Below are 22,049 nucleotides of genomic sequence, written 5' to 3'. Positions count from 1 at the left end.
ACCAAAGGACAGAATGCCGGTATAGCCGAGCAACAGATTGAAGGCCGAAGCAAACAGCGCAAAACACAGCATCTTCATCAGGAAGATCGGGTAAACCATGAAGGGTGCTGCGATCAGTCCAATCAATGCGATAACAAGAATGACTGTCGAGAGGCTGTTGAGGGCCGGAGCTTTCGCCTGATGCGGCGCAGCCGTTGCTTTAAGAACAGTATCAGCCATATCAGGCCTCCTTCCCGAACAGTCCTGCGGGTCGCACCAGAAGGACGATAGCCATGATAACGAAGATGACGATGCTGGACGCTTCAGGATAGAATACCTTGGTCAGACCTTCGGCCAGCCCGAGCACATAGCCGGTGATGATGGCACCGAGGATCGAACCCATGCCGCCGACCACCACCACGGCAAACACCACGATGATGATGTTGGACCCCATCAGCGGGCTGACCTGATAGATGGGGGCAGCGAGAATGCCTGCGAAGCCGGCAAGCGCCGAGCCCAATGCATAGGTGAAGGTGAGAAGCAGCGGCACATTGATGCCGAATGCCTTAACCAGTGTGGGGTTTTCGGTTGCCGCACGCAAGTATGCGCCAAGCTTGGTTTTTTCGATCAGCAGCCATGTGCCGATGCAGATGATGAGTGAAGCCACCACCACCCATGCGCGATAGTTCGGCAGGAACATGAAGCCCAGATTCTTGCCACCTGCAAGTGATGGCGGCACGGCATAAGGCTGACCGGCAGCACCGTAATAATAGCGGAACGTGCCTTCGATCACGAGCGCAAGGCCGAATGTGAACAGCAGGCCATAAAGCGGATCAAGGTTATAGAGTTTTGAAAGGGCAGCGCGTTCAATGATGGCACCGCCCAGCCCCACAATCAGCGGAGCCAGAATAAGCGCTGGCCAATAGCCGATACCAAGGCCGCTTAACAGCAGATAGCCGACAAAAGCGCCGAGCATATATTGTGCGCCATGGGCAAAGTTGATGATGCGCAGAAGCCCGAAGATGATGGCGAGGCCAAGGCTCAGCATGGCATAGAAAGACCCGTTGATGAGGCCGACCAGCAATTGCCCGAAAAGCGCCTGCAAAGGGATGCCAAAGATCATAGTCATTGTTTCAGACCCCCAGTGCGTCGTTGAGTTCTGCCATGCGCGCAGGCAGCTCCGTGGTGGGGAAGTTTTCCGTCACCACGCCATGATCCATCAGATAAAACCGATCCGCGACCTTGGCGGCAAAGCGGAAGTTCTGCTCGACAAGAAGCACGGTCATACCGCGTTTCTTGAGTTCCACCAGTACATCGCCGATGCGCTGGATGATGACGGGGGCAAGTCCTTCGGTCGGTTCATCTAGAAGCAGGATTTTAACACCGGTGCGCAAAATGCGCGCAATCGCCAGCATCTGCTGTTCACCGCCCGAAAGCTTGGTGCCGGGGCTGTTGCGGCGCTCATAGAGATTGGGAAAGAGCTCGTAAATCTCTTCCAAGGACATTACCCCCTGGGCCCCCTGCGCCCCTTTGCCGACGACCGGTGGAAGGAGCAGGTTCTCATGCACGTTGAGCGTTGCAAAAATCCCGCGTTCTTCCGGCACAAAGCCAAGACCCGCGCGGGCAATGCGATGCAGCGGCACGCGCAGAATATCTTTGCCGTCAAGCGTGATGGTGCCGGTGCGCTTGCGGATGATGCCCATAATGGCGCGCAGCGTTGTCGTCTTGCCAACACCGTTGCGGCCTAAAAGCGTGATGGTTTCGCCGGGCCAGATGTCGAGATCGACACCGTGCAGGGCATGGCTTTCACCATACCAGGCATTGAGCCCACGCACCGAGAGCAGGGGTTGGCCTCTATTCATGTTCAGTTCCCATATAGGCGGTGCGTACGCGTTCGTCTTGTGCGACGGTGGCATAATTGCCGGAGGCGAGAATTTCGCCGCGTTGCAGCACCGTGACGTGGTGGGCAATGTCAGCCACTACCTTGAGATTGTGTTCGACCATCAGCACTGCGCGATCCTTCGCCACATCTGTGATGAGAGCGGCAATGATGTGCACGTCTTCGTGTCCCATGCCTGCCATCGGCTCGTCGAGCAGCAGCACTTTCGGATCGAGAGCCAGTGTGGTGGCGATTTCAAGTGCACGCTTGCGGCCATAAGAGAGATCGGCTGCCAGCGCATAACGGGCATCGGCCAGACCAACGCGCTCCAGCAATTCAACCGCCTTTGCATCAAGCCGGTCAAGGGAGGACAATGATCGCCAGAACTGTGTTGCAAGACCGCTCGGACGTTGAAGCGCGACCTTCACATTTTCCAGAACCGTCAGATGCGGAAAAGTGGCCGAGATCTGGAACGAGCGCACCAGACCCATCCGCGCCACCCTGGCCGGATCGGTCTTGGTGATGGTTTCTCCCAGCAGTGTAATCTCGCCGCTTGTCGGCTGGAGGAACTTGGTGAGCAGGTTGAAAACGGTCGTCTTGCCTGCACCATTCGGACCGATCAGCGCGTGAACGCGGGCATGTTCCACATCAAGATCGACGTCTTTCACCGCATGAAAGCCGCCAAACGATTTGCCCAATCCGCGCGCAGAAAGAACCGTCCGGCCGCCGGATGAGCCGCCATCGTGCGGCCCTGCGTCAGGCAGGGCCGTCATATTGCCAGTTGCTGTGTTCATTCAACCAGCCTCTTTTACTGCGTTACAAGCGGGCAGCCGCTTTCTTCCGGCTTCATGTAGGCCTGATCGCCAGGAATGGTTGCGAGAACCTTATAGTAATCCCAAGGCGCCTTGCTTTCATCAGGCTTCTTCACTTCCATCAGATACATGTCGTAGATCATGCGTCCGTTGGCGCCGACCTTGCCATCCCGGGCGAAGACATCTTCGACCGGCATTTCGTGAAGCTTCTTGGCAACGGCTTCGGTCTCGTCTGTGCCGGCTTCCTTGATCGCCTTCAAATACTGCGTGACGGCGGAATAGGTGCCTGCCTGAACCATGTTTGGCATGCGGCCAGTCCGGTCAAAGAATCGCTTGCTGAATTCGCGCGATTCATCGTCGCGATCCCAGTAAAAACCTTCGGTCAGTGTCAGGCCCTGAGCCGCCTCAAGCCCGAGACCGTGCACTTCCGACAGGGTAAAGAGCAGAGCGGCGAGACGCTGCCCGCCGGCAACAATGCCGAATTCAGCGGCTTGCTTGATCGCGTTGGACGTATCGAGACCCGCATTGGCAAGGCCGACCACCTTCGCGCCGGAGGCTTGTGCTTGCAGCAGGAAGGAGGAATAGTCGGTGGTTGCCAGCGGGTGACGCACGGAACCCAGCACCTTGCCGCCCTTGGATTCGACGAATTTGCTTGTCTGCTCTTCCAGCGAATAACCGAATGCATAATCGGCGGTGAGGAAGTACCATGTATCACCGCCCTGCTGCACGAGTGAGCCGCCTGTGCCGACTGCGAGCGCGTGGGTGTCATAGGCCCAGTGGAAGCCATAAGGCGTACACTGCTTGCCGGTCAATTCCGATGTGGCGGCGCCGGTGTTGATGGTGATCTTTTTCTTGTCTTTTGACAGGGCCTGCACGGCAAGGCCAACCGATGAGGTTGTCAGTTCCATGATGGAATCGACCTGCTCGGTGTCGTACCACTGGCGCGCAATGTTCGAGGCCACGTCCGGCTTGTTCTGGTGGTCGGCCGTGATGATCTCAATCGGTGCGTCGAGCACTTTGCCGCCGAAATCTTCAGCGGCCATCTTGGCAGCTTCGAATGACCATTTACCGCCGAAGTCGGCGTAGACACCGGACTGATCGTTCAGGATGCCAATCTTGACCTTGCCGTCGGAAATTTCCGCTGCCGACGAGATAGCCGTGGCGGCGAAAAGCGCTGCCGTTGCAAGTGCGAGACATTTCATGAAGTGCTCCTCCCAATAACACTATAAACCGCAACGGAAACGCCGCCCGGTATCCTCCAGTGAAGCAGTCTGTCGAGTTGGGAAACAGCTTCCTCTTCGCTGTTTTCCCTCTGCTTCCGCCCGATTCGTTCCTCCGCCCGGGCATTGATCTCTTGTCGCAACACTCGACGCAAATCCGTTTGGATATTTGTCTGAGTTGCTTTTTTGAACGGTAGCATTGACAAATGCGTACACGAACAACAATTTTTGAACACCGTCTGTTCAAAAATGTACAGGCGGGGCGGCGGAAGTTACTTCAGTTGTGTGAGAGGGGCGCATGCGGCAGTTTACATGGGACGATCTGCAATATTTTCTGGCGGTCGCGCGCACGGGTCAGCTCTCCACGGCTGCACGGCAATTGCGCACCAGCCATGTCACAGTTCTGCGTCGGATCGACCGGTTGGAGCAGGCGCTTGCAACCAAGCTTTTCGAGCGCAATCCGCGGGGCTATCTGCTCACGCCTATCGGTGAGAGGTTGGTGGCGTCTGCCGAAGTCATGGAACGTGAGGCGATGAAATTCCAGACCGAAGCTACGGGCAATCTGGCGGCGCTATCGGGTGTCGTGCGCCTTTCGACGCTGGAAGGTTTCGGCAATTTCTTTCTCGCCGACCGCCTGCCGGTATTGGCGCAATCCTATCCGAGCCTGTTCGTGGAAGTGGTGACGATCCAGCAGATCATGTCGTTGTCACGCCGCGAGGCCGAACTGTCGATCACGCTGCATATGCCGCGCGCTGGCCCATATCACAGTGAGAAGCTGACGTCTTATCGTCTTTTTATCTATGGGCATCGGGATTATCTGGAGCGCCATCCGCCGATCACGAAGCGCGAGGAATTGGCCCGGCATCCGTTTATCGGTTACATCGACGACATGGTTTTCACGCCCGGCCTTGATTACATGCGTGAAATCCTACCAGGGCAGCGCTGCACCTATCAAAGTTCCAGTATTCATGCGCAGCTTATCGCCACGCAGATCGGCTATGGTCTGTGCGTGCTGCCTTACTTCATCGCCAGTCGGCATCCAGAACTTGTTCCGGTTCTGCCGCGCGAAATGCATCTGGTGCGTGAATATTGGATGAGCTGTCACATTGATGTGGTGGCCGCACCACGAATCCGGGTGCTGAGCGAATTCATGATCCGCGCTGTACGCGAATCTTCAGCATTCTTCCTCGGGGCATCCCTGCTGCAGGCATGATATAGTGGGGGATTGCCGTCAGGCCAATCAGATCGTACCGCCGCCGATGGCGAAAATGCACGTGATAACGAGCGCGGTAAAGCCGAACCCGATAATGAATAGATTAAGCGTCCTCATGCCTCCTCCTTTTCAACCCAGGGCGGTTATCCTTGACTTGCGGTAGAATGTCTACCTTAAATTGTATCTACTTCTACTAAAGTTGTGGAGCTTGCTTTCAAACGGTTTCACGCTCGATATCGCGGCGAAGCACAATTGCCGTAGTGAGATCCTCTACAGTTTCATGAGTGGCAATGAGATCGCGCAGGCTGTTGAGTCGGTCTATGGAAGGGACTTCAACCTCGACGATCAAATCGAGCTGGCCGCTCACCGACGAGACCCGGCGTACTTCGGCATGACGTGCAAGTTCATCGAGGAGACCGAGCGCCGGGGTGCGCTTGAGGCTGACCAGAATCATGGCGCGGATAACATTCTTGTCGATCTGACCGATATCCGCCCTGTAGCCGCGAATGATACCACTCTTCTCAAGATTGGCGACGCGCTCTCCGGTTGCACTGCGCGAAAGACCGATGCGCCCTGCCAGCGTTTTCAGCGGAATGCGCGCTTCCTTGGAGAGAATGGCTAGTATCTCACGATCCTTCGCATCCAGTTCCCGCATGGTCGGTTCTTTCGTTCTGCCGTTAATGTGCCGGTCCATTCCGGCAAAGTGCCGGTCTGACCGACGCCTTGTCTGATGCCTGAAATTAGCGGACGTGCCAAGCTCATCCTGTTACTTCCCAGTCAGATTCAACCCGTGAAGCGCTTCCCATGACCGACATTTCGCATCCCGCTCCCGATTTTTCTCCGCAAGAGGCTGAAGTTCTGGCCCAGCTTCACTTCGGCGTGACAGCGATTGCCTCGGCACTCGACAGCGAGCGTGATCGCAATTTCAGGCTGAAAACGGGCAATGGATCGGGAGATTGGATTCTGAAGGTCGTGAATGCCAGCGAACCGCGTGTTGAAAGCGAGTTCCAGACAGCGCTCTTGCAACATCTGGCCATGGCCGATCCGACGCTTGCCGTGCCACGCCTGAAGGCCAGTTTGTCAGGGGACGTGCTGGCCTCTGCCGAAAAGGGAGCGGGCCAACCTCATGCGCTGCGGGTGGCGAGCTGGCTTCCCGGCACACCACTGGCCGAGGTCAAGCGTACCAGCAGGCTGATGCACAATCTGGGCGGCACACTGGGACAACTGGACCGCGCCTTGCAGGGCTTCATTCATCCGGGCGCCTTGCGCGATTTCGACTGGGATCTGCGTCATGCAGGGCGCGCGCGCGACCGTTTGCATTTCATCGACGCCCCAGAGGACCGCGCTGTCGTCGAGCGCTTCCTTGTCCGTTTCGAGCGTGATGTCGCGCCGAAGCTGCCGCTCCAGCGCGCGCAGGTGATCCACAGTGACGCCAATGACTGGAATGTGCTGGTCGACCCACAGGACAACGAGCGTATCGCCGGGCTGATCGATTTCGGCGATGCGGTTCACACCGTTCTTGTCGCTGAAGTGGCGATTGCCGCTGCCTATTCCATCTTGGATATGGACGATCCAATTGGTGCTGCCGCAGCTCTTGCGGCCGGTTTCCACGAAGAATATCCGCTTCTGCCGCAGGAAGTCGATCTCATATTCGATCTGATCGCGATGCGTCTCGTCACAAGCGTCACGCTGTCGGCTTCGCGTCGCGAAAAGACCGGCGACAATCCTTATCTTGCGATTAGCGAAGCGCCTGCATGGCGGCTTCTGCATAAGCTTGATGCCATGAACCCGCGCTTTGCGACCGCCATCTTGCGTAAAGCGTGTGGCTTCGATGCTGTCGACGGTGCGGGTGCGGTGCGTGACTGGATCAGCGCCAACCGAAAGAACTTTGCCCCGATCGTTCACCCGCATCCGGCGACCATGACCAAGGCGCTGGTGCCTTATGGCGATCCGGTCCATGTGATGACGGTCGATTCCGCCGAACAGCGCCCGAAGGAAGCGACTGCGTGGTGGGACGACTTCTGCGCCCGCAATCATGTGCAACTCGGCATCGGCCCGTGGGGCGAAAAGCGTACGGTCTATACCGATGAGGCGTTCCGTTCCCGCTTTATCGAAGGCGAGCGGCGTGTTCACCATCTGGGGCTTGACCTGTTCATGCCCGCAGGCACGCCCGTCTACACGCCGCTTGCAGCAACTGTGAAGAGCGTCGAGATCGAGACGGCGCCGCTCGGCTATGGCGGGCTGATCGCGCTGGAACATCAGCCGGAAGGCTGCCCGCCTTTCATCACACTCTGGGGCCACATGGCGCATGAAGCTGTTGCCCGGCTGAGGCCGGGGCAAAAGCTTGCCGCCGGTGATCTCGTCGGCCCTATGGGCGACATACACGAGAATGGTGGCTGGACGCCGCATCTCCATTTCCAGATTTCGACCGACACTGGCCTCTCGGCAGCGGAAATTCTGGGCGTCGGCGAACATGCCTATCTCGATGTCTGGGCTGATATTTTCCCGGATGCCGCAGTCCTTGCCGATATTCCAGCAGAAGCCTTCCACCAGACCGGACGTACGCGCGCCGAAATCGTCAGCGCCCGCAAGGACATTCTGCTACCGAACCTCTCCATCTCCTATTCCGAGCCGATCAAGTTCGTGCGCGGCGAAGGGGCATGGCTGATCGATAATCGGGGCCGCGCCTATCTCGATTGTTTCAACAATGTCTGCCATCTCGGCCATGCTCATCCGCAAGTGGTAGAAGCGATTGCCAGGCAGGCTGCGATCCTCAACACCAATACGCGCTATCTGCACGACAACATCATTTCCTATGCCGAGCGTCTGACGGCAACCTTGCCGGAAGGTTTGACGGTGGCCTCTTTTGCCTGTTCGGGCAGCGAAGCGAACAGTCTGGCGCTGCGCATGGCGCGCGCGCATTCGGGCCAGCGCGACGCGCTGGTGCTCGATTGGGCTTATCATGGCACGACGCAGGAGCTGATCGATCTCAGCCCCTATAAATACAAGCGCAAGGGCGGTAAGGGACGTCCGGACCATGTGTTTGAGGCCACCATCCCCGACAGCTACCGCGCGCCGGAAACTTGGCCGCTGGCTGAACATGGCAAGCGCTTTGCCGAAAGCATTGCCGAGCAGATCGAAGCCATCAATAGCCTCGGGCGCGGTCCGGCTTATTTCATTGCCGAGTCGATCCCGAGCGTTGCCGGTCAGGTCTTCCTGCCAGAAGGCTATCTGCAGGAAGTCTACGCTATGGTGCGGGCGGCGGGTGGCGTCTGTATCGCGGATGAGGTGCAGGTTGGCTTCGGCCGTGTCGGCAGCCACTGGTGGGCGTTTGAAATGCAGGATGTAGTGCCGGATATCGTTACCATGGGCAAGCCCATCGGCAACGGCCATCCTATGTCGGCTGTGGTAACGACCCGCGAAATAGCCAACAGCTTCAACAATGGCATGGAATATTTCAATACATTCGGCGGCAATCCGGTTTCCTGCGCGGCAGGTCTGGCAGTACTGGATGTGATTGAACGTAACGATCTGCGGCGCAACGCGCTCAATATCGGCAACTATCTCATCGACGGGTTCCGTTCGATGCAGAAGCGTTTCGATATCATTGGTGATGTGCGCGGGCAGGGGCTGTTTCTCGGTATCGAACTGGTCACTGATCGGAAGACCAAGGAACCGGCAACAGCGCTGGCCAAAAAGATCAATGATGGCGCGCGCGAACGCGGCATCTTGATGGGGACCGAAGGCCCGTTTGACAATGTGCTGAAAATGCGTCCCCCAATGATCTTTACACGCGCCAATGCCGATCATCTTTTGAGCGTTCTGGAGGATAGCTTCGCGGCTGCGCTGAAGTAGTTGTAGAGCGGTTCCGATGGAAACGGAGTCGTGGGAACCGCTCTATAGGTTTGTTTTTCCGCATTGTCCCACGCAAAACCGCTTCGCACTTTTGCTGGAAATGCTCTGAGTGAGTGGGAATTACAACAAGCCCGGCGGCATGCCGCCGGGCAACGGATTGGCTTTTTCAAAATTCTAAGCTGAAATTCTGGGAGGAGAGAAAATGAAAAATATTCTTTTGGGTTCGTTGGTGGCGGCGGGCTTTGCCATGTCGGCTCAAGGTGGGGCGCAGGCGGATACGCTTTCGACCGTGAAGGAACGTGGCAAGATCAATTGCGGCGTCAGTCAGGGTGTTGCAGGCTTTTCGTCGCCAGACGATCAGGGCAAATGGACCGGCTTCGATATTGAGTTTTGCCGCGCGGTATCAGCGGCGGTCTTCGGCGATCCGGACAAGGTGAGTTTCATTCCGCTTTCGACCAAGGAACGTTTTACCGCCTTGCAATCCGGCACTGTTGATGTGCTTTCGCGCCAGACAACCTGGACGCTTTCGCGTGATGCGGGCATGGGCATCCATTTCGTCGGTACGGCCTATTATGACGGTCAGGGCTTCATGATCCGCAAGGATCTGGGCATCGATAGCGCCCTGAAGCTCGATGGTGCGTCGGTCTGCACCGAACAAGGCACCACCACGGAACAGAACGCCGCCGATTATTTTAGCGCCAACACAATCAAGTATGAGCCGGTCGTCATTGATTCCGCCGATGGTATTCTGAAAGCGTTTGAGACGGGGCGCTGCGATGTTTATACGACCGATGCGTCCGCACTTTATGCGCAACGTCTCAAGCTGGCCGAACCCGACGCTTATACCGTTCTGCCGGAGGTAATTTCCAAGGAACCGCTTGGTCCCGCTGTCCGTCAGGGCGATGACAGATGGTTCAACATCGTTCGCTGGACCTTGTTTGCATTGGTTGAGGCAGAAGAGCTCGGGGTGACGCAAGCCTCGGCAGAAGCCGATCTCAACTCCAACAAGCCAGATGTACGCCGTTTCCTCGGGTCGGAAGGCGATAGCGGCCAGCAGCTCGGCCTGGAGCCGAAATGGGCCTACAATGTTGTCTCCAAGATTGGCAACTATGGCGAAATGTTTGAACGCACCATCGGTAAGGGCAGCCTGCTCAAAATCGACCGTGGCATCAATGCATTGTGGAACAAGGGCGGACTGATGTACGCTCCGCCGGTAAAGTAAATACGAACAGATCGTGGATGGAAAAGCCCCGGGAAACCGGGGCTTTTTTGCATTTACTTCTGTTTGGCCAGGCCCTGCTCGCGCATCTGGCTGAGGCTCATCTTTGGTGAAAGGGCTTCTGGATCGATGCGGATTTCGATGAGGCTCGGCTTGCCGGATTTTTCGCAAGCCTCGAAGGCAGGCGCGAAATCAGAGGTCTTCTCCACCACTTCGCCATGCAGGCCATAGGCGCGAGCAAGTGCTGCAAAGTCAGGATTGGCAAGGCCGGTGCCCGAAACGCGACCCGGATAAGTGCGCTCCTGATGCATGCGGATCGTGCCATACATGCCATTGTTCACGACGATGAAGATGGCATTGGCCCCGTATTGCGCGGCTGTCGCCAGTTCCTGCCCGTTCATGAGAAAACAGCCGTCGCCCGCAAAGGCGACGACCGTGCGTTCTGGCGCGGTCAGCTTGGCTGCAACCGCAGCCGGTACGCCATAGCCCATGGAACCATTGGTTGGCGCAAGCTGGCTGCGATAGGTACGGTACTGATAGAAGCGATGCGGCCAGGCGGAATAATTGCCCGCGCCATTGGTGATGATGGCATCGGCTGGCAGATGAGCGCGCAGCCATTCCATCACTTCGCCCATCTGCACATCGCCGGGGATGGCCGGCGACTTGATGTTGTCGCGGTAATCGGCATTGGCGCTGTCGGTCCATGCCTTCCAGCGTGGATCGGCAACCGGTGCAAGCTTTGCCGCCGCCGCACAGAAGGCAGGCATGGAAGCATTGACCGGAACGTCAGCATGATAGACGCGGCCCAGTTCTTCTGCGCCCGGATGGATATGGACGAGCTTTTGCTGCGGCACCGGAATGGAGACGAGTTCGTAGCCCTGCGTCGTCATTTCACCGAGGCGCGCGCCAACCACGATCAGTAGGTCGGCATCGCGCACGCGCTGCGCCAGTTTGGGGCTGATCGAGGTTCCCATTTCGCCCGCATAAAGCGGGTGGGCGTTGTCGAACATATCCTGGCAGCGGAAGGATGCCGCAACCGGCAGATGCATGTTTTCGGCGAATTTCTGCAAGTCGCGCACGGCGTTGGTATCCCAGCCGCCGCCGCCGACAATCACCAAAGGCCGCTCGGCTTTAGCAAGCTGCGCCTGCATGTCCTGCAACTGGTCGGCGCCTGGATGCATCTGGACCCGCTTATAGGCCGGCGCATCGCTGACGGCGGCATAGGATGTCAGCATGTCTTCCGGCAGGGCGATCACGACCGGGCCGGGACGTCCGTTTACGGCGCGGTGAAAGGCCTGGCTGACGAGTTCGGGAATGCGGGCGGCGTCGTCGATCTGAACGACCCATTTTGCCATCTGGCCGAACATGCGGCGATAATCGATTTCCTGAAATGCCTCACGCTCGACCTGATCACTGGCGACCTGGCCAATGAAGAGCAACATCGGGGTTGAATCCTGGAAGGCCGTGTGCACGCCGACCGAGGCGTTGGTCGCACCCGGGCCGCGCGTGACGAAGCAGATGCCGGGCTTGCCGGTCAGCTTGCCATAGGCTTCCGCCATATAGGCCGCGCCGCCTTCCTGCCGGCAGACGATCAGGTCAATCGCGTCGCTGGCATCATGAAAGGCGTCAAGCGCGGCGAGATAGCTCTCGCCGGGTACACAGAAGACGCGGTCGGCCCCATGGATGCGCAGCGCATCCACCAAAATCTGGCCTCCGGTACGGGCATTGGGTTTGCTCGTCATTGTATGCATTTCCTCAATCTCACCATGTCTGGCTTGCCTTTGGGCTCACCTTGCAAGGACGGTTTATCCGCCTCTTCTCAAAAAGATCGTCCCGAAAATCCGGGCAATCCATGTGTTGGGGGAACGGGAACTTATGGTCAGACGCACCCAATTGGCCGACAGGTGCACCGGGCCTGTTTAGTTTCGCGACAAAGCTTTGGTTTCTGCCGCTTGCTTCTCCTCCCAGTCAAGCAAGCTGATATGAACATAGCCAGCGGCGCGAATACAGATTAAACATCATGACCAAACTGTATGAACTCATGATGCACCGGTATGGAGGAATGGCGATGACCAGGGAAAACACGGGCAAAATCCTCGTCGGTATCGGCGGGTGGGCCTATGAACCGTGGGACAAGAGCTTTTACCCGGAAAAACTGCCGAAGAAGCGTCAGCTGGAATATGCCTCCAACAAGCTGACCTCCATCGAAATCAACAGCACCTACTATGGCCCACAGAAGCCTGCGACTTTCGCGAAGTGGCATGATGAGACACCTGACGATTTCGTGTTTTCACTTAAAGCGCCACGCTTTTCAACCAATCGCCGCGTGCTGGCAGATGCAGGCGAGAGCATTGAGAAATTCATGACCGGCGGCATGATGGAGCTGAAGGAGAAGCTCGGTGTGGTCAACTGGCAATTCATGGGAACGAAGAAGTTCGATCCGGTAGATTTTGAAGCCTTTTTGAAGCTTTTGCCAAAGCGTGTCGATGGGCGAGACCTTCGTCATGCCGTTGAAGTGCGCCATGACAGTTTCAATACACCGGACTTCATTGCGCTGCTGCGTGAATATGGGGTGGCAGTGGTGATTGCGGGCGACAGTGACTTTCCGCAATTTGCCGATATGACCGCATCTTTCGCTTATTTCCGCATCATGGGAACCAAGGAGGGTGAACCGCTCGGCTACAGCGAGGACCTGCTGGACCAGTGGGCAGCGCGCGCTGAGGCCGTTGCTGTTGGAGAGCTTGCAGAAGGATTGAAAACCGTCACTCCGCCCATTGCTGATCATATCGCCCGCGATGTCTATCTCTATGTCATCAGCGGCTATAAGGCGCATAATCCGCATGCGGCCATGGCCTTGATCGAACGGACAAAATGATGCCTCGTGGCGGCTCCTGATTTCATCTGAGTCGCCTGAGCCATCATGTCAAAATTCGATCTTTCCGCGCTTGAAGCCTTCGTTCGCACCATTCCGCAGCATTATAAGGGACCGGGCGGTGCGGTCGCGGTGGTGAAGGATGGCAAGGTCCTGCTGCGCCACGCTTGGGGCTTTGCCGATCTCTCCGCGCGCAAGGTGATGACGCCAGAGACGCGCATGCCGATCTGTTCGGTTAGCAAGCAGTTTACCTGCGCCGTTCTGCTCAACAGCGTTGGCGAGCCGGAACTTCTGGACGATGCGCTGGCCGCCTATCTCGACAAGTTTGTGGAAGAGCGGCCCAGTGTGCGCGATCTGTGCAACAACCAGTCGGGCTTGCGCGATTACTGGGCGCTGACGGTTCTGTGCGGGGCGGATCCGGAAGGCGTCTTTCTGCCCGAACAGGCACAAAGTTTGCTGCGCCGCCTGAGCACCACGCATTTTGCACCCGGCACGCATTATTCCTATTGCAACGGCAATTTCCGCATTCTGGCTGATTTGATCGAGCAGCATACAGGCCGAACGTTGATCGAACTTCTGTCGGAGCGCATTTTCACACCAGCGGGCATGAAAACGGCGGAGCTTATCCCCGATACCGCGCTGTTTAGCGAATGCACCGGCTATGAAGGCGACACAGTGCGCGGCTTTCTGCCTGCTGTTAATCGCATTCACTGGATGGGTGATGCCGGCATCTGCGCGTCGCTGGACGATATGATTGCCTGGGAACAGTTCATTGATGCGACCCGCGACGACGAAAATGGACTCTATCGTCGCCTGAGCGGCCCACAGACTTTCAGCAATGGTAACACGGCTCCCTACGGCCTTGGCCTCAAGTTCGAGGAAGCGGGTGGCAAAAGGCTGACCGGTCATGGCGGTGCTTTGCGCGGCTGGCGTTGTCAGCGTTGGCATTGCGCCGATGAACGGATTTCGACAATCGTTATGTTCAATTTTGAAGGCGGGGCGTCCGACGCCGCCTTAAAACTGATGAATATTGCGCTGGGTGCTCCAACATCGGAACCAGTTCGGGTGGAATCGGATGCCGCATGGTTTGGTTCATGGCTGGACTGTGAAACCGGTCTGGTGCTGAGTCTCGAAGATGCAGGCCGGGGACGCATCAAAGCGCGCTTCGGCACAGGCCCGGAAATCATGGACTTAGTGGGTGAGAACGAGGCGTGTTCCTCGATGACTACGATCCACCGCGATGGCGATACGATCCATTTGGTGCGTGAGGATGAAAATCTTAGCCTGACGATGCAGCGTCTGAGAGGTGCGGCACAACAGGATATTGCGGGGCTTTACCGCTGCGAGGAACTCGATGCCGATCTTCTGATCGTCAATGAGGGCGGTTCTTTTTACGGAGCCTTTGAAGGATTTCTCGGCAAGAGCGATATGTATTCGCTCTATGCGGCAGGACCGGATGTCTGGCTGCTGCCGGTGCAGCGCTCAATGGATGCGCCGTCGCCGGGCGAATGGAAACTTGTCTTCCGGCGTGACGCCAAAGGCGGGATAACAGGCATGACCGTCGGCTGCTGGCTGGCACGGCATGTGGACTACAGGAGAATTCAGGAATGAGTGAACTGAAAGTAAGAACCCGCGAAACAGGTGCGGTCGCCGAAATGCCGCAAGGCAAGTTGCCGACGATTACAACGCCGACAGGCGGTTCGGTGGAAATTGTCACCAGCGTTAGTCAGCCGGGTTTTAACCCGCTCGATCTGATCTATGCATCGGTTGCCGCCTGCATGGCGCTTAGCGTGCGTGCCGCTGCGATCAAACTCGCACTGCGCGACAAGCTGACCGATGTAAGGGTGGAGGTAAAAGGGGAAAAGGCGCATGAAGGTCCATCGCGTATCGAACGGTTCGACATAGGCTTCCATTTCGAGGGTGATCTGAGCGACGATGAAAAGCAACGCCTCGCCGAAATGGCGAAAGAAATCTGCACAGTCAGCAATACGCTGCAAGGTGATCCGCAGTTTGATCTCAAGATTTCTTAGGCCGTGTCGCGCTTAATCCTACCCATAGCGCTCGCTCGAGATTCTTTTCATTGTCGCATGTTCGCGAGCGCTAAATTAACCCATTTAGCTGCGACATGCTTTAGGGTCTGTTGAGATTTATACCAAGACTCTATGAGCCATGCTCACGATCCTTGGTGTTAAATCTCTTCGCGAATGCGTTCGACACCAACTGTGATGACGCTTTCCATCGCGGCGCGTGCTTTCTGTGGATCGCGCGACGCAATGGCGTGGGCAATGCGCAGGTGATTGGCCGCGCATTCCGCGATGCCTTCGGGTGAACTTGCGGGGGATGAGAGCTGAAACGAGATGGCAAGGGCTGCTTCGATCAATCCGCTCACCGAGCGCATGAACGGATTGCCGGACATGCGCGCAATTGCCAGATGAAACTCCAGATCCACTTTGGCAATGGATTCTGGCGTATGTTTTGGATCGTCGAATTTTGCAGCCAAAGCGTAAAGTTCAACGAGCTCTTCGCTGGTCGCATTTTTTGCCGCAGCTGCAGCCGCAGCGGGTTCAAGCGCCATGCGCATTTCAGCCAGATGATCGACAAAGACTTCATCAAAGCCTGCCTCAAAACGCCATGTCAGAACATCAGGATCGAAGAAGTTCCATGAACTCGCGCCCAAAACGCGGGTGCCGACCTTTGCTTTGGGTTCAATGAGACGCTTTGCGGCAAGGGTTTTCATTGCCTCGCGCAGAACAGTACGAGAAACGCCAAAACGAAGTGACAATTCATTGTCTCCCGGAAGGATCGAACCCTCGGGAATGGTGCCTGCGACAATGCCGCGGCCCAGCTCACCCACGACAACGGCGTGACTGTTATGCCGCTTGCGTCCGGTTATGGCCGTTTCCAGTAATCCCAATTCAGGCCTCCTTCATGCGTTGGCGCGCGAGTCTTATATCGGAAAACCATACGAGTCCTCGCTGTAGCGCAATGAACAGGAACAGCAAGATACCGATTGCGATTTTTGTCCACCACGAAGAGAGGGTGCCATCGAAAACGATATAGGTCTGTATCAGGCCCTGTATCAGAATCCCGACGAATGTGCCTGCAACCAGACCCGCGCCGCCTGTCAGCAATGTGCCGCCGATTACCACCGACGCAATGGCATCAAGTTCGACACCAACAGTTGCCAGCGAATAGCCCGACGATGTGTAGAGCGTGTAGACGATCCCTGCCAGTCCAGAAAGCACGCCGGACATTGTATAGATGCCGATTGTGGTTCTGCCAATCGGAACGCCCATCAGTTCTGCCGACTGTGCATTGCCGCCAAGTGCATAGATATTGGCACCAAAGCGGGTGCGGTGTGCAATGATACCGCCGATGATGAAGACCGCCAGCATCAGCATGGCAACAAAGGTCAGCCTGCCGCCACCTGGAAGCCGGAAGTAAAAGCCTTGCAATGTATCGATGAACGGATGCGAAATCGGTACGGATTGCGTCGAGATCAGAAAAGCTGCACCGCGCGCCAGAAACATCCCCGCCAGTGTTGCCACAAAGGGCGGAATGCTCAGGAAATGGATCATCATTCCCATCCAAGCGCCAAACAGGGCGGCGATGATCAGAACGAGGCTAAAAGCCATCAGCGGATGCACGCCCAATTGTCCGACAAGCACTGCCACAAAGACACTGGTAAAGGCAATGACCGACCCGACCGAAAGGTCGATGCCGCCTGAAATGATCACGAAGGTCATGCCAACGGCTGCGATGCCAAGAAAGGCATTGTCTGTCAAAAGATTACCAATCACCCGCGTAGAAAGCATACTGGGAAACTGGACGACACAGATTGCATAAGCGAGTAGGAAAATCGCGACGGTTGTGACGAAAGGCAGATTGCGAAGCACTCTCATTGCCGTGCCCCCTGTTGGCTTTTCTGGGGGGTGTTCGTGCTGCCAGTTTTGCGTTCAGCGCGCAGGAAGGTGAGGAAACTGACGATTGCTGGCGATTGGAACGTCAAAACAATCACGATAATGCCTGCCTTGATAATGAGGTTGAACTCCGGCGGAAAGCCAGCCATGAGAATGCCGGTATTGATCGACTGGATGATCAGCGCGCCAAGCAACGAGGCCATGATCGAGAAGCGTCCGCCATTCAGCGAGGTGCCGCCGATGACGACGGCCAGAATGGCATCAAGCTCAAGCCATAGACCGGCATTGTTGGCATCTGCCCCGCGAATATCTGCCGTGGCAATCAGCCCGGCAAGCGCTGCGCAAACGCCTGAAACCGCATAGACGCTGAACAGGAGAAAGCGGGCTTTAACGCCTGCCAGCATGGCAGCGCGGCGGTTGATGCCGGTTGCTTCAATCAGAAAGCCAAGCGCTGTCGAGCGCACGGCAATCCCGACAACAAGGCCCGCAAATATCCAGATCAGTACTGGGACCGGTATGCCAAGAAACGAACCGGAGCCAAGAGTTGCAAAGGAATCATTGTTGAAGGTGAGGATTGCGCCTTCGGTGACAAGCTGTGCGATCCCGCGTCCCGCGACCATCAATATCAGCGTGGCGATGATGGGTTGGATATCGAAAGCGGCCACAAGAAAGCCGTTCCACAATCCGCAGACCAGACCGGTGCCGAGTGCTACGGGTATGACGATGGCCAGTGGATAGCCAGCAACGATGAGCGAGGCAGCAGTTGCGCCGCTGATTGCCATAACCGCGCCGACCGACAGATCGATACCGCGTGTGGCGATCACCAGTGTCATGCCAATCGCGAGAATGGCGACAGGGGCCGCGCGCACCAGAATATCGATCAGACTTCCGTAAAGCCGTCCGTTCTGAAATGAAATGTCCAGAAAACCCGGTGCGATGATGGTGTTTGTGGCCAGAATCAACGCAAGGGCTGCCAATTGGGGGCTCAGTCTTTTAAGTTTCTTGGCCATGCGGGCGATCATGCGACAGCTTCCTTTTCGCTTCCGGTCTCGGCGATGGCTCGCACGATATTGTCGGCAGTGATTTCTTCGCCTTTGAGTTCAGCTACATGGCGGCGGTCTGAAAGCACGACAACGCGGTTGGCAACGGCGGCAAGCTCTTCAAACTCTGAGGAAATAATTACCAAGGACATGCCTTCGGTGCAGAGTTCGCCGATGAGTTTGAGAATTTCCGCATGGGCACCGATGTCGATACCGCGTGTCGGTTCGTCAAGGATCAGCAGGCGTGGATCGGTTGCCAGCCAGCGCGCCAGAATGGCCTTCTGCTGGTTGCCGCCCGACAGGAATTTGATCGGTTTGTCGGGATCAGGCGGACGAATATCGAGCGCTTTGATATAGCGCTGGGCAAGCGCCGTCTTTTCGCGCGCAGTAATCGGTTTCGACCAGCCGCGTTTTGCCTGTATGGCGAGTGCAATGTTCTCCGCTACGGAAAAATCACCGATGATACCGTCGGTCTTGCGTTCCTCCGGGCAGAAGGCGAACCGTTCGGAAATGGCTGCAACGGGCGAGGGCAGCTTTGTTTCCTTGTTGTCTACCATAAGTGTGCCGCTGTCTGCCTGATCGACGCCGAACATAAGGAGCGCAGTTTCCGTACGACCAGAGCCGAGCAGTCCGGCAATGCCAACCGCCTCGCCCGGTTTGATGGTGAGATCAAAAGGCGCAACGCTGCCTTTTTTCCCAAAGCCCGAAAAACGGATGGGCGCTGTTGCGTGATCGTTGACTTCCTCGGTTCGACTACGGCGCGCCGTTTCCTGCAACTGATGCCCGAGCATCATTGAAATAAGATCGGTTCGTGGCAATTCTGCGAGGTCACGACTGCCAACCAGACGACCATTGCGTAACACAGTGGCGCAATCGGCAATGGCATAGACCTGATCCAGAAAATGCGTGATGATGATGATTCCCAGGCCTTCTGCTTTAAGCTGACGCAGCACGCCAAACAGCATTTCAACTTCGCGGGCATCAAGACTGGCGGTCGGCTCATCCAGCACCAGCACCTTGCCGGAAACATCGACGGCGCGTGCGATCGCAATAATCTGCCGGATCGCGACCGAATAGGCTGACAAAGGCGCGCCAACATCGATTCTGAGCCCGTATCGGGCTAGCAGGGTGCTTGCATCTTTCTCCATGCGGCGACGGTCGATGAAACCGAGACGTTGAGGCTGACGACCGAGGAACAGATTTTCGGCGACTGTCAGATTCTCCAGAAGATTGACTTCCTGATAGACCGTGCCGATACCAAGTGTCTGCGCTTCTGAAACGGAAGCCGGAGCTATTGCTTGCCCATCAAGCAAAACCGAACCGTCAAAGCCATGATAGGCGCCGGTCAATATCTTGATGAGTGTTGATTTTCCCGCGCCGTTTTCGCCCAGAAGGGCATGAATCTCGCCGTCATTGAGAACGAAATCGACATCGTCGAGAGCGGTTACGCCGAGAAAGGATTTGGTTATTGAACGCGCTTCAAGCAGCGGTGTTGCTGGCGTCTCGCGCGCAGCGATGTCAGGGCGAGCCATAGCAGTCTTCCGTTAGCGGATTTCAAAACCAGAGCGTGTTGCATGTAATCTTACCCACAGCGCTCGCTCTATTTTTGTTTTGCCGCATGTCGTTATCGGATCGAAGCGGGATCAGAAATCAGTCCGGTGGACTGACTGCTCCGTAAAGGCGCCACCACTTTCCCGCGACATGCTTGGTTCCGGGCCGCGATGAGACGCGACCCGAAGGCATGATCCGAGGCTTAGTAGCCGAGGCCCTTTTTGGCTTCATAAACGGCCTTTGGATCATCAGCCTGTGTGTAAAGCTTGGATTCAGTCTGGATCCACTTTGGCGGAACGGTGCCATTGGCCTTAAGAGCCTCAATCACATCGAAAGCCGGGCCAGCCATGTTTGGTGTCAGCTCAACAGTTGCGTTGGCTTCGCCATTTGCCATGGCCTGGAAAATATCCGGAACGGCGTCAATGGAGACAACCTTAATGTCGGTGCCCGGCTTGAGGCCAGCTTCCTTAATCGCCTGAATGGCGCCGACCGCCATATCGTCATTGTGTGCGTAAACCGCGCAAATGTCCTTGCCGCCATTTTCCGCCTTGATGAAGCTTTCCATGACTTCCTTGCCCTTGGTCCGGGTGAAATCACCGGTCTGCGAGCGGGAAATCTTGATGTTGTCGTGGCCTGCAAGCGCTTCTTCAAAGCCCTTCTTGCGGTTGATCGCCGGCGAAGAGCCTGTGGTGCCCTGAAGCTCGACGACGGAGCACGGCTTGTCGCCCACTTCCTTGACCAGCCAGTCGCCAGCGACCTTGCCTTCATGCACCTGATCGGAGGTAACAGCTGTGAGATAGAGATCTTCGGGTGCATCGATCTGGCGGTCAAGAAGTACAACAGGAATTTCTGCTTCCTTGGCTTCCTTCAGAACTGCGTCCCAGCCGGTTGCCACAACCGGCGCAATCAGGATGGCGTCAACGCCCTGTGCAATGAAGCCGCGAACGGCTTTGATCTGGTTTTCCTGCTTTTGCTGTGCGTCGGCAAATTTGAGGGTGTGACCGCGCTTCTCAGCTTCCTGCTTTGTTACACTTGTTTCGGCGGCGCGCCAGCCCGATTCCGAACCGATCTGCGAAAAGCCGACTGTTAGTGAAGCGGCGGATGCGCTTGAAATCAGAGCGAATGAAAATGCGGCTGTCAGAGCCGTCAGACTGCGTTTCATATTAATTCCTCCCATTAAAAAGGCTCTCCCAGCCTTCGCTTTCATCAAGCATATAATATTACTTTATGGCAAGCATATTTCTTCCGTTCGCGTGAAATTGGGGGTGCGACAAACGTGCATTTCGTCTAATTATATAATTAAAACACTATGTTAATAATCATTCACTGTTGGTAGTCCCCGGAGGGTGGTCGTTGCCGAGTTTCGGTTGCTTGACAAAACAGCGATTGACGAAATAGTCATATTAATAAGAAGGAGCCGTTAGTTCGCGCATCTGTGTTTTTGAACGGTCGAGAAGAATGTTCCGCAAGCATTTTGCGGAAAATGGGAGGTTTAATGTTACGTCTGGTACAGATCCGCAATGCTGGCGGAGAAACGCATGTGGCCGCTTGCGATGATGAAGGCGCGGCCCATATCGTCAATGGCGTGACAACGACATACGAACTGGCATGGGCAGCGATTTTAGCAGGCATTAGCCTTGCTGAGCAAGTTGAGCGTAATGGCAAGGGTGAGGCTGTTGATCTTGATGCCGCAATCGCAAGTGGGCGTGTCGGCCTGCCGATTACGCATTCCGATCCGGCGCATCTGATTGTTGCCGGTACAGGATTGACGCATCTGGGTTCCGCTGACGGTCGCGACAAGATGCACAAGGCGGCGCAGGCTGCTGAAAAACCAACCGATTCCATGCGGATGTTCTTGATGGGCGTTGAAGGTGGCAAGCCTAAGCCCGGTGAAACCGGTGTGCAGCCGGAATGGTTTTATAAGGGTGACGGTTCGGCATTGGTGGCAACTGGTGGTGCGCTTGTTTCGCCTTCCTTCGCCGAAGATGGCGGCGAGGAGCCGGAGCTGGCCGGTATTTATCTGATTGGACCAGATGGTACGCCATTCCGCCTTGGTTTTTGCCTTGCCAATGAGTTTTCCGACCATGTGACCGAAAAGCAGAATTATCTCTGGCTGGCGCATTCCAAGCTGCGTCAGGCGTCGCTGGGGGCGGAGCTTTATGTGGGTGCTCTGCCGGATCATGTCGAAGGTGTCTCGCGTATCCGTCGCGGCGATCAGGTGATCTTTGAAAAGCCGTTCCTTTCAGGCGAAGCGAACATGTCGCACACAATTGCCAATCTGGAGCACCACCATTTCAAATATGCGCTGTTCCGCCGTCCGGGTGATATCCACGTGCATTTCTTCGGCACGGCCACGCTGTCCTTTTCGGAAGGCGTGAAGACGGAAAACGGCGACCGGTTTGAAATTTCAGCAAAGCCTTTCCGCTATCCGCTGGTCAACAGACTGGCGCAGGCGGCAGCCGAAGATATTGCCGTGAAGGCGCTCTGAA

General features: G+C 56.5%; 18 protein-coding genes and 1 pseudogene. 7 read left to right on the top strand and 12 right to left on the bottom strand.

All coding sequences use genetic code 11. The features are described 5' to 3' along the window. The 5 genes and pseudogenes from FJQ48_RS21630 to FJQ48_RS21610 all read right to left on the bottom strand — a co-directional run. A pseudogene (locus FJQ48_RS21630) lies at positions 1-219 on the bottom strand (branched-chain amino acid ABC transporter permease); the annotation flags it as partial. 1 nt (position 220) lies between these two features. Further along, positions 221-1,108 carry a branched-chain amino acid ABC transporter permease gene (locus tag FJQ48_RS21625; RefSeq protein ID WP_139976661.1) on the bottom strand — a complete coding sequence of 296 codons (888 nt, stop codon included), beginning with the start codon at positions 1,106-1,108 and terminating at the stop codon, positions 221-223. A gap of 4 nt (positions 1,109-1,112) precedes the next feature. Continuing rightward, complete coding sequence (locus tag FJQ48_RS21620) at positions 1,113-1,841, bottom strand: ABC transporter ATP-binding protein (RefSeq protein WP_139976660.1); 729 nt, start codon at positions 1,839-1,841, stop codon at positions 1,113-1,115. After that, positions 1,834-2,652 (bottom strand): ABC transporter ATP-binding protein, encoded by an 819-nt coding sequence (locus FJQ48_RS21615; RefSeq protein ID WP_139976974.1) that lies wholly within the window; start codon positions 2,650-2,652, stop codon positions 1,834-1,836. Before FJQ48_RS21615 ends, FJQ48_RS21620 begins: the two co-directional genes overlap by 8 nt. A 14-nt stretch (positions 2,653-2,666) precedes the next feature. After that, positions 2,667-3,872 carry an ABC transporter substrate-binding protein gene (locus tag FJQ48_RS21610; protein WP_139976973.1) on the bottom strand — a complete coding sequence of 402 codons (1,206 nt, stop codon included), beginning with the start codon at positions 3,870-3,872 and terminating at the stop codon, positions 2,667-2,669. A 316-nt stretch (positions 3,873-4,188) separates the two neighbouring features. On the opposite strand from FJQ48_RS21610, the gene FJQ48_RS21605 reads away from it, so the two are divergent. Next, positions 4,189-5,103 carry a LysR family transcriptional regulator gene (locus FJQ48_RS21605; protein WP_139976972.1) on the top strand — a complete coding sequence of 305 codons (915 nt, stop codon included), beginning with the start codon at positions 4,189-4,191 and terminating at the stop codon, positions 5,101-5,103. Between the two features lie 214 nt (positions 5,104-5,317). Here the strand turns inward: FJQ48_RS21605 and FJQ48_RS21600 are convergent, their stop codons facing one another. Beyond that, the gene (locus tag FJQ48_RS21600) at positions 5,318-5,758 is read right to left on the bottom strand and encodes an Lrp/AsnC family transcriptional regulator (protein ID WP_139976971.1); all 441 of its coding nucleotides are present in this window, start codon (positions 5,756-5,758) and stop codon (positions 5,318-5,320) included. A 149-nt stretch (positions 5,759-5,907) separates the two neighbouring features. Between FJQ48_RS21600 and FJQ48_RS21595 the strand changes: the two genes are divergently transcribed. After that, positions 5,908-8,958: an aminotransferase class III-fold pyridoxal phosphate-dependent enzyme gene (locus tag FJQ48_RS21595; RefSeq protein ID WP_139976970.1), complete on the top strand. Its 3,051-nt coding sequence runs from the start codon at positions 5,908-5,910 to the stop codon at positions 8,956-8,958. Positions 8,959-9,160: 202 nt separating this feature from the next. Next, the gene (locus tag FJQ48_RS21590; protein WP_139976969.1) at positions 9,161-10,180 is read left to right on the top strand and encodes an amino acid ABC transporter substrate-binding protein; all 1,020 of its coding nucleotides are present in this window, start codon (positions 9,161-9,163) and stop codon (positions 10,178-10,180) included. Positions 10,181-10,233: 53 nt separating this feature from the next. Here FJQ48_RS21590 and FJQ48_RS21585 read toward each other — a convergent pair whose 3' ends face one another. Continuing rightward, the gene (locus FJQ48_RS21585) at positions 10,234-11,919 is read right to left on the bottom strand and encodes a thiamine pyrophosphate-binding protein (protein WP_139976968.1); all 1,686 of its coding nucleotides are present in this window, start codon (positions 11,917-11,919) and stop codon (positions 10,234-10,236) included. A gap of 326 nt (positions 11,920-12,245) precedes the next feature. On the opposite strand from FJQ48_RS21585, the gene FJQ48_RS21580 reads away from it, so the two are divergent. From FJQ48_RS21580 to FJQ48_RS21570, 3 genes are read left to right on the top strand one after another with little or no spacing between them, the layout of a single operon-like run. Next, the gene (locus FJQ48_RS21580) at positions 12,246-13,052 is read left to right on the top strand and encodes a DUF72 domain-containing protein (RefSeq protein WP_139976967.1); all 807 of its coding nucleotides are present in this window, start codon (positions 12,246-12,248) and stop codon (positions 13,050-13,052) included. Positions 13,053-13,097: 45 nt separating this feature from the next. Beyond that, positions 13,098-14,660 (top strand): D-aminopeptidase, encoded by a 1,563-nt coding sequence (locus FJQ48_RS21575; RefSeq protein ID WP_139976966.1) that lies wholly within the window; start codon positions 13,098-13,100, stop codon positions 14,658-14,660. Further along, a complete protein-coding gene (locus tag FJQ48_RS21570; RefSeq protein WP_139976965.1) occupies positions 14,657-15,079 on the top strand; it encodes an OsmC family protein in 423 nt (140 codons plus the stop codon). Before FJQ48_RS21575 ends, FJQ48_RS21570 begins: the two co-directional genes overlap by 4 nt. A gap of 158 nt (positions 15,080-15,237) precedes the next feature. Here the strand turns inward: FJQ48_RS21570 and FJQ48_RS21565 are convergent, their stop codons facing one another. From FJQ48_RS21565 to ytfQ, 5 genes are all read right to left on the bottom strand, one after another. Beyond that, the gene (locus tag FJQ48_RS21565) at positions 15,238-15,963 is read right to left on the bottom strand and encodes a FadR/GntR family transcriptional regulator (RefSeq protein WP_139976964.1); all 726 of its coding nucleotides are present in this window, start codon (positions 15,961-15,963) and stop codon (positions 15,238-15,240) included. 1 nt (position 15,964) lies between these two features. Next, positions 15,965-16,951, bottom strand: coding sequence for a galactofuranose ABC transporter, permease protein YjfF (gene yjfF, locus FJQ48_RS21560; RefSeq protein WP_139976963.1), 987 nt, complete (start codon positions 16,949-16,951; stop codon positions 15,965-15,967). Continuing rightward, positions 16,948-17,991, bottom strand: a complete 1,044-nt coding sequence (locus FJQ48_RS21555) for an ABC transporter permease (RefSeq protein ID WP_139976962.1) — start codon at positions 17,989-17,991, stop codon at positions 16,948-16,950. Before FJQ48_RS21555 ends, yjfF begins: the two co-directional genes overlap by 4 nt. After that, the gene (locus FJQ48_RS21550) at positions 17,988-19,541 is read right to left on the bottom strand and encodes a sugar ABC transporter ATP-binding protein (protein WP_180350276.1); all 1,554 of its coding nucleotides are present in this window, start codon (positions 19,539-19,541) and stop codon (positions 17,988-17,990) included. Before FJQ48_RS21550 ends, FJQ48_RS21555 begins: the two co-directional genes overlap by 4 nt. A gap of 221 nt (positions 19,542-19,762) precedes the next feature. Beyond that, positions 19,763-20,722 (bottom strand): galactofuranose ABC transporter, galactofuranose-binding protein YtfQ, encoded by a 960-nt coding sequence (gene ytfQ, locus FJQ48_RS21545; protein WP_139976961.1) that lies wholly within the window; start codon positions 20,720-20,722, stop codon positions 19,763-19,765. Between the two features lie 333 nt (positions 20,723-21,055). On the opposite strand from ytfQ, the gene araD1 reads away from it, so the two are divergent. Further along, positions 21,056-22,048: an AraD1 family protein gene (gene araD1, locus FJQ48_RS21540; RefSeq protein ID WP_139976960.1), complete on the top strand. Its 993-nt coding sequence runs from the start codon at positions 21,056-21,058 to the stop codon at positions 22,046-22,048. Position 22,049: the final 1 nt, after the last annotated feature.

Source organism: Ochrobactrum sp. CGA5 (genome assembly GCF_006345815.1).
Classification (GTDB): domain Bacteria; phylum Pseudomonadota; class Alphaproteobacteria; order Rhizobiales; family Rhizobiaceae; genus Brucella.
Note: the sequence above shows the minus strand (reverse complement) of the source record. Positions and strands in the feature narration are given on the sequence as shown.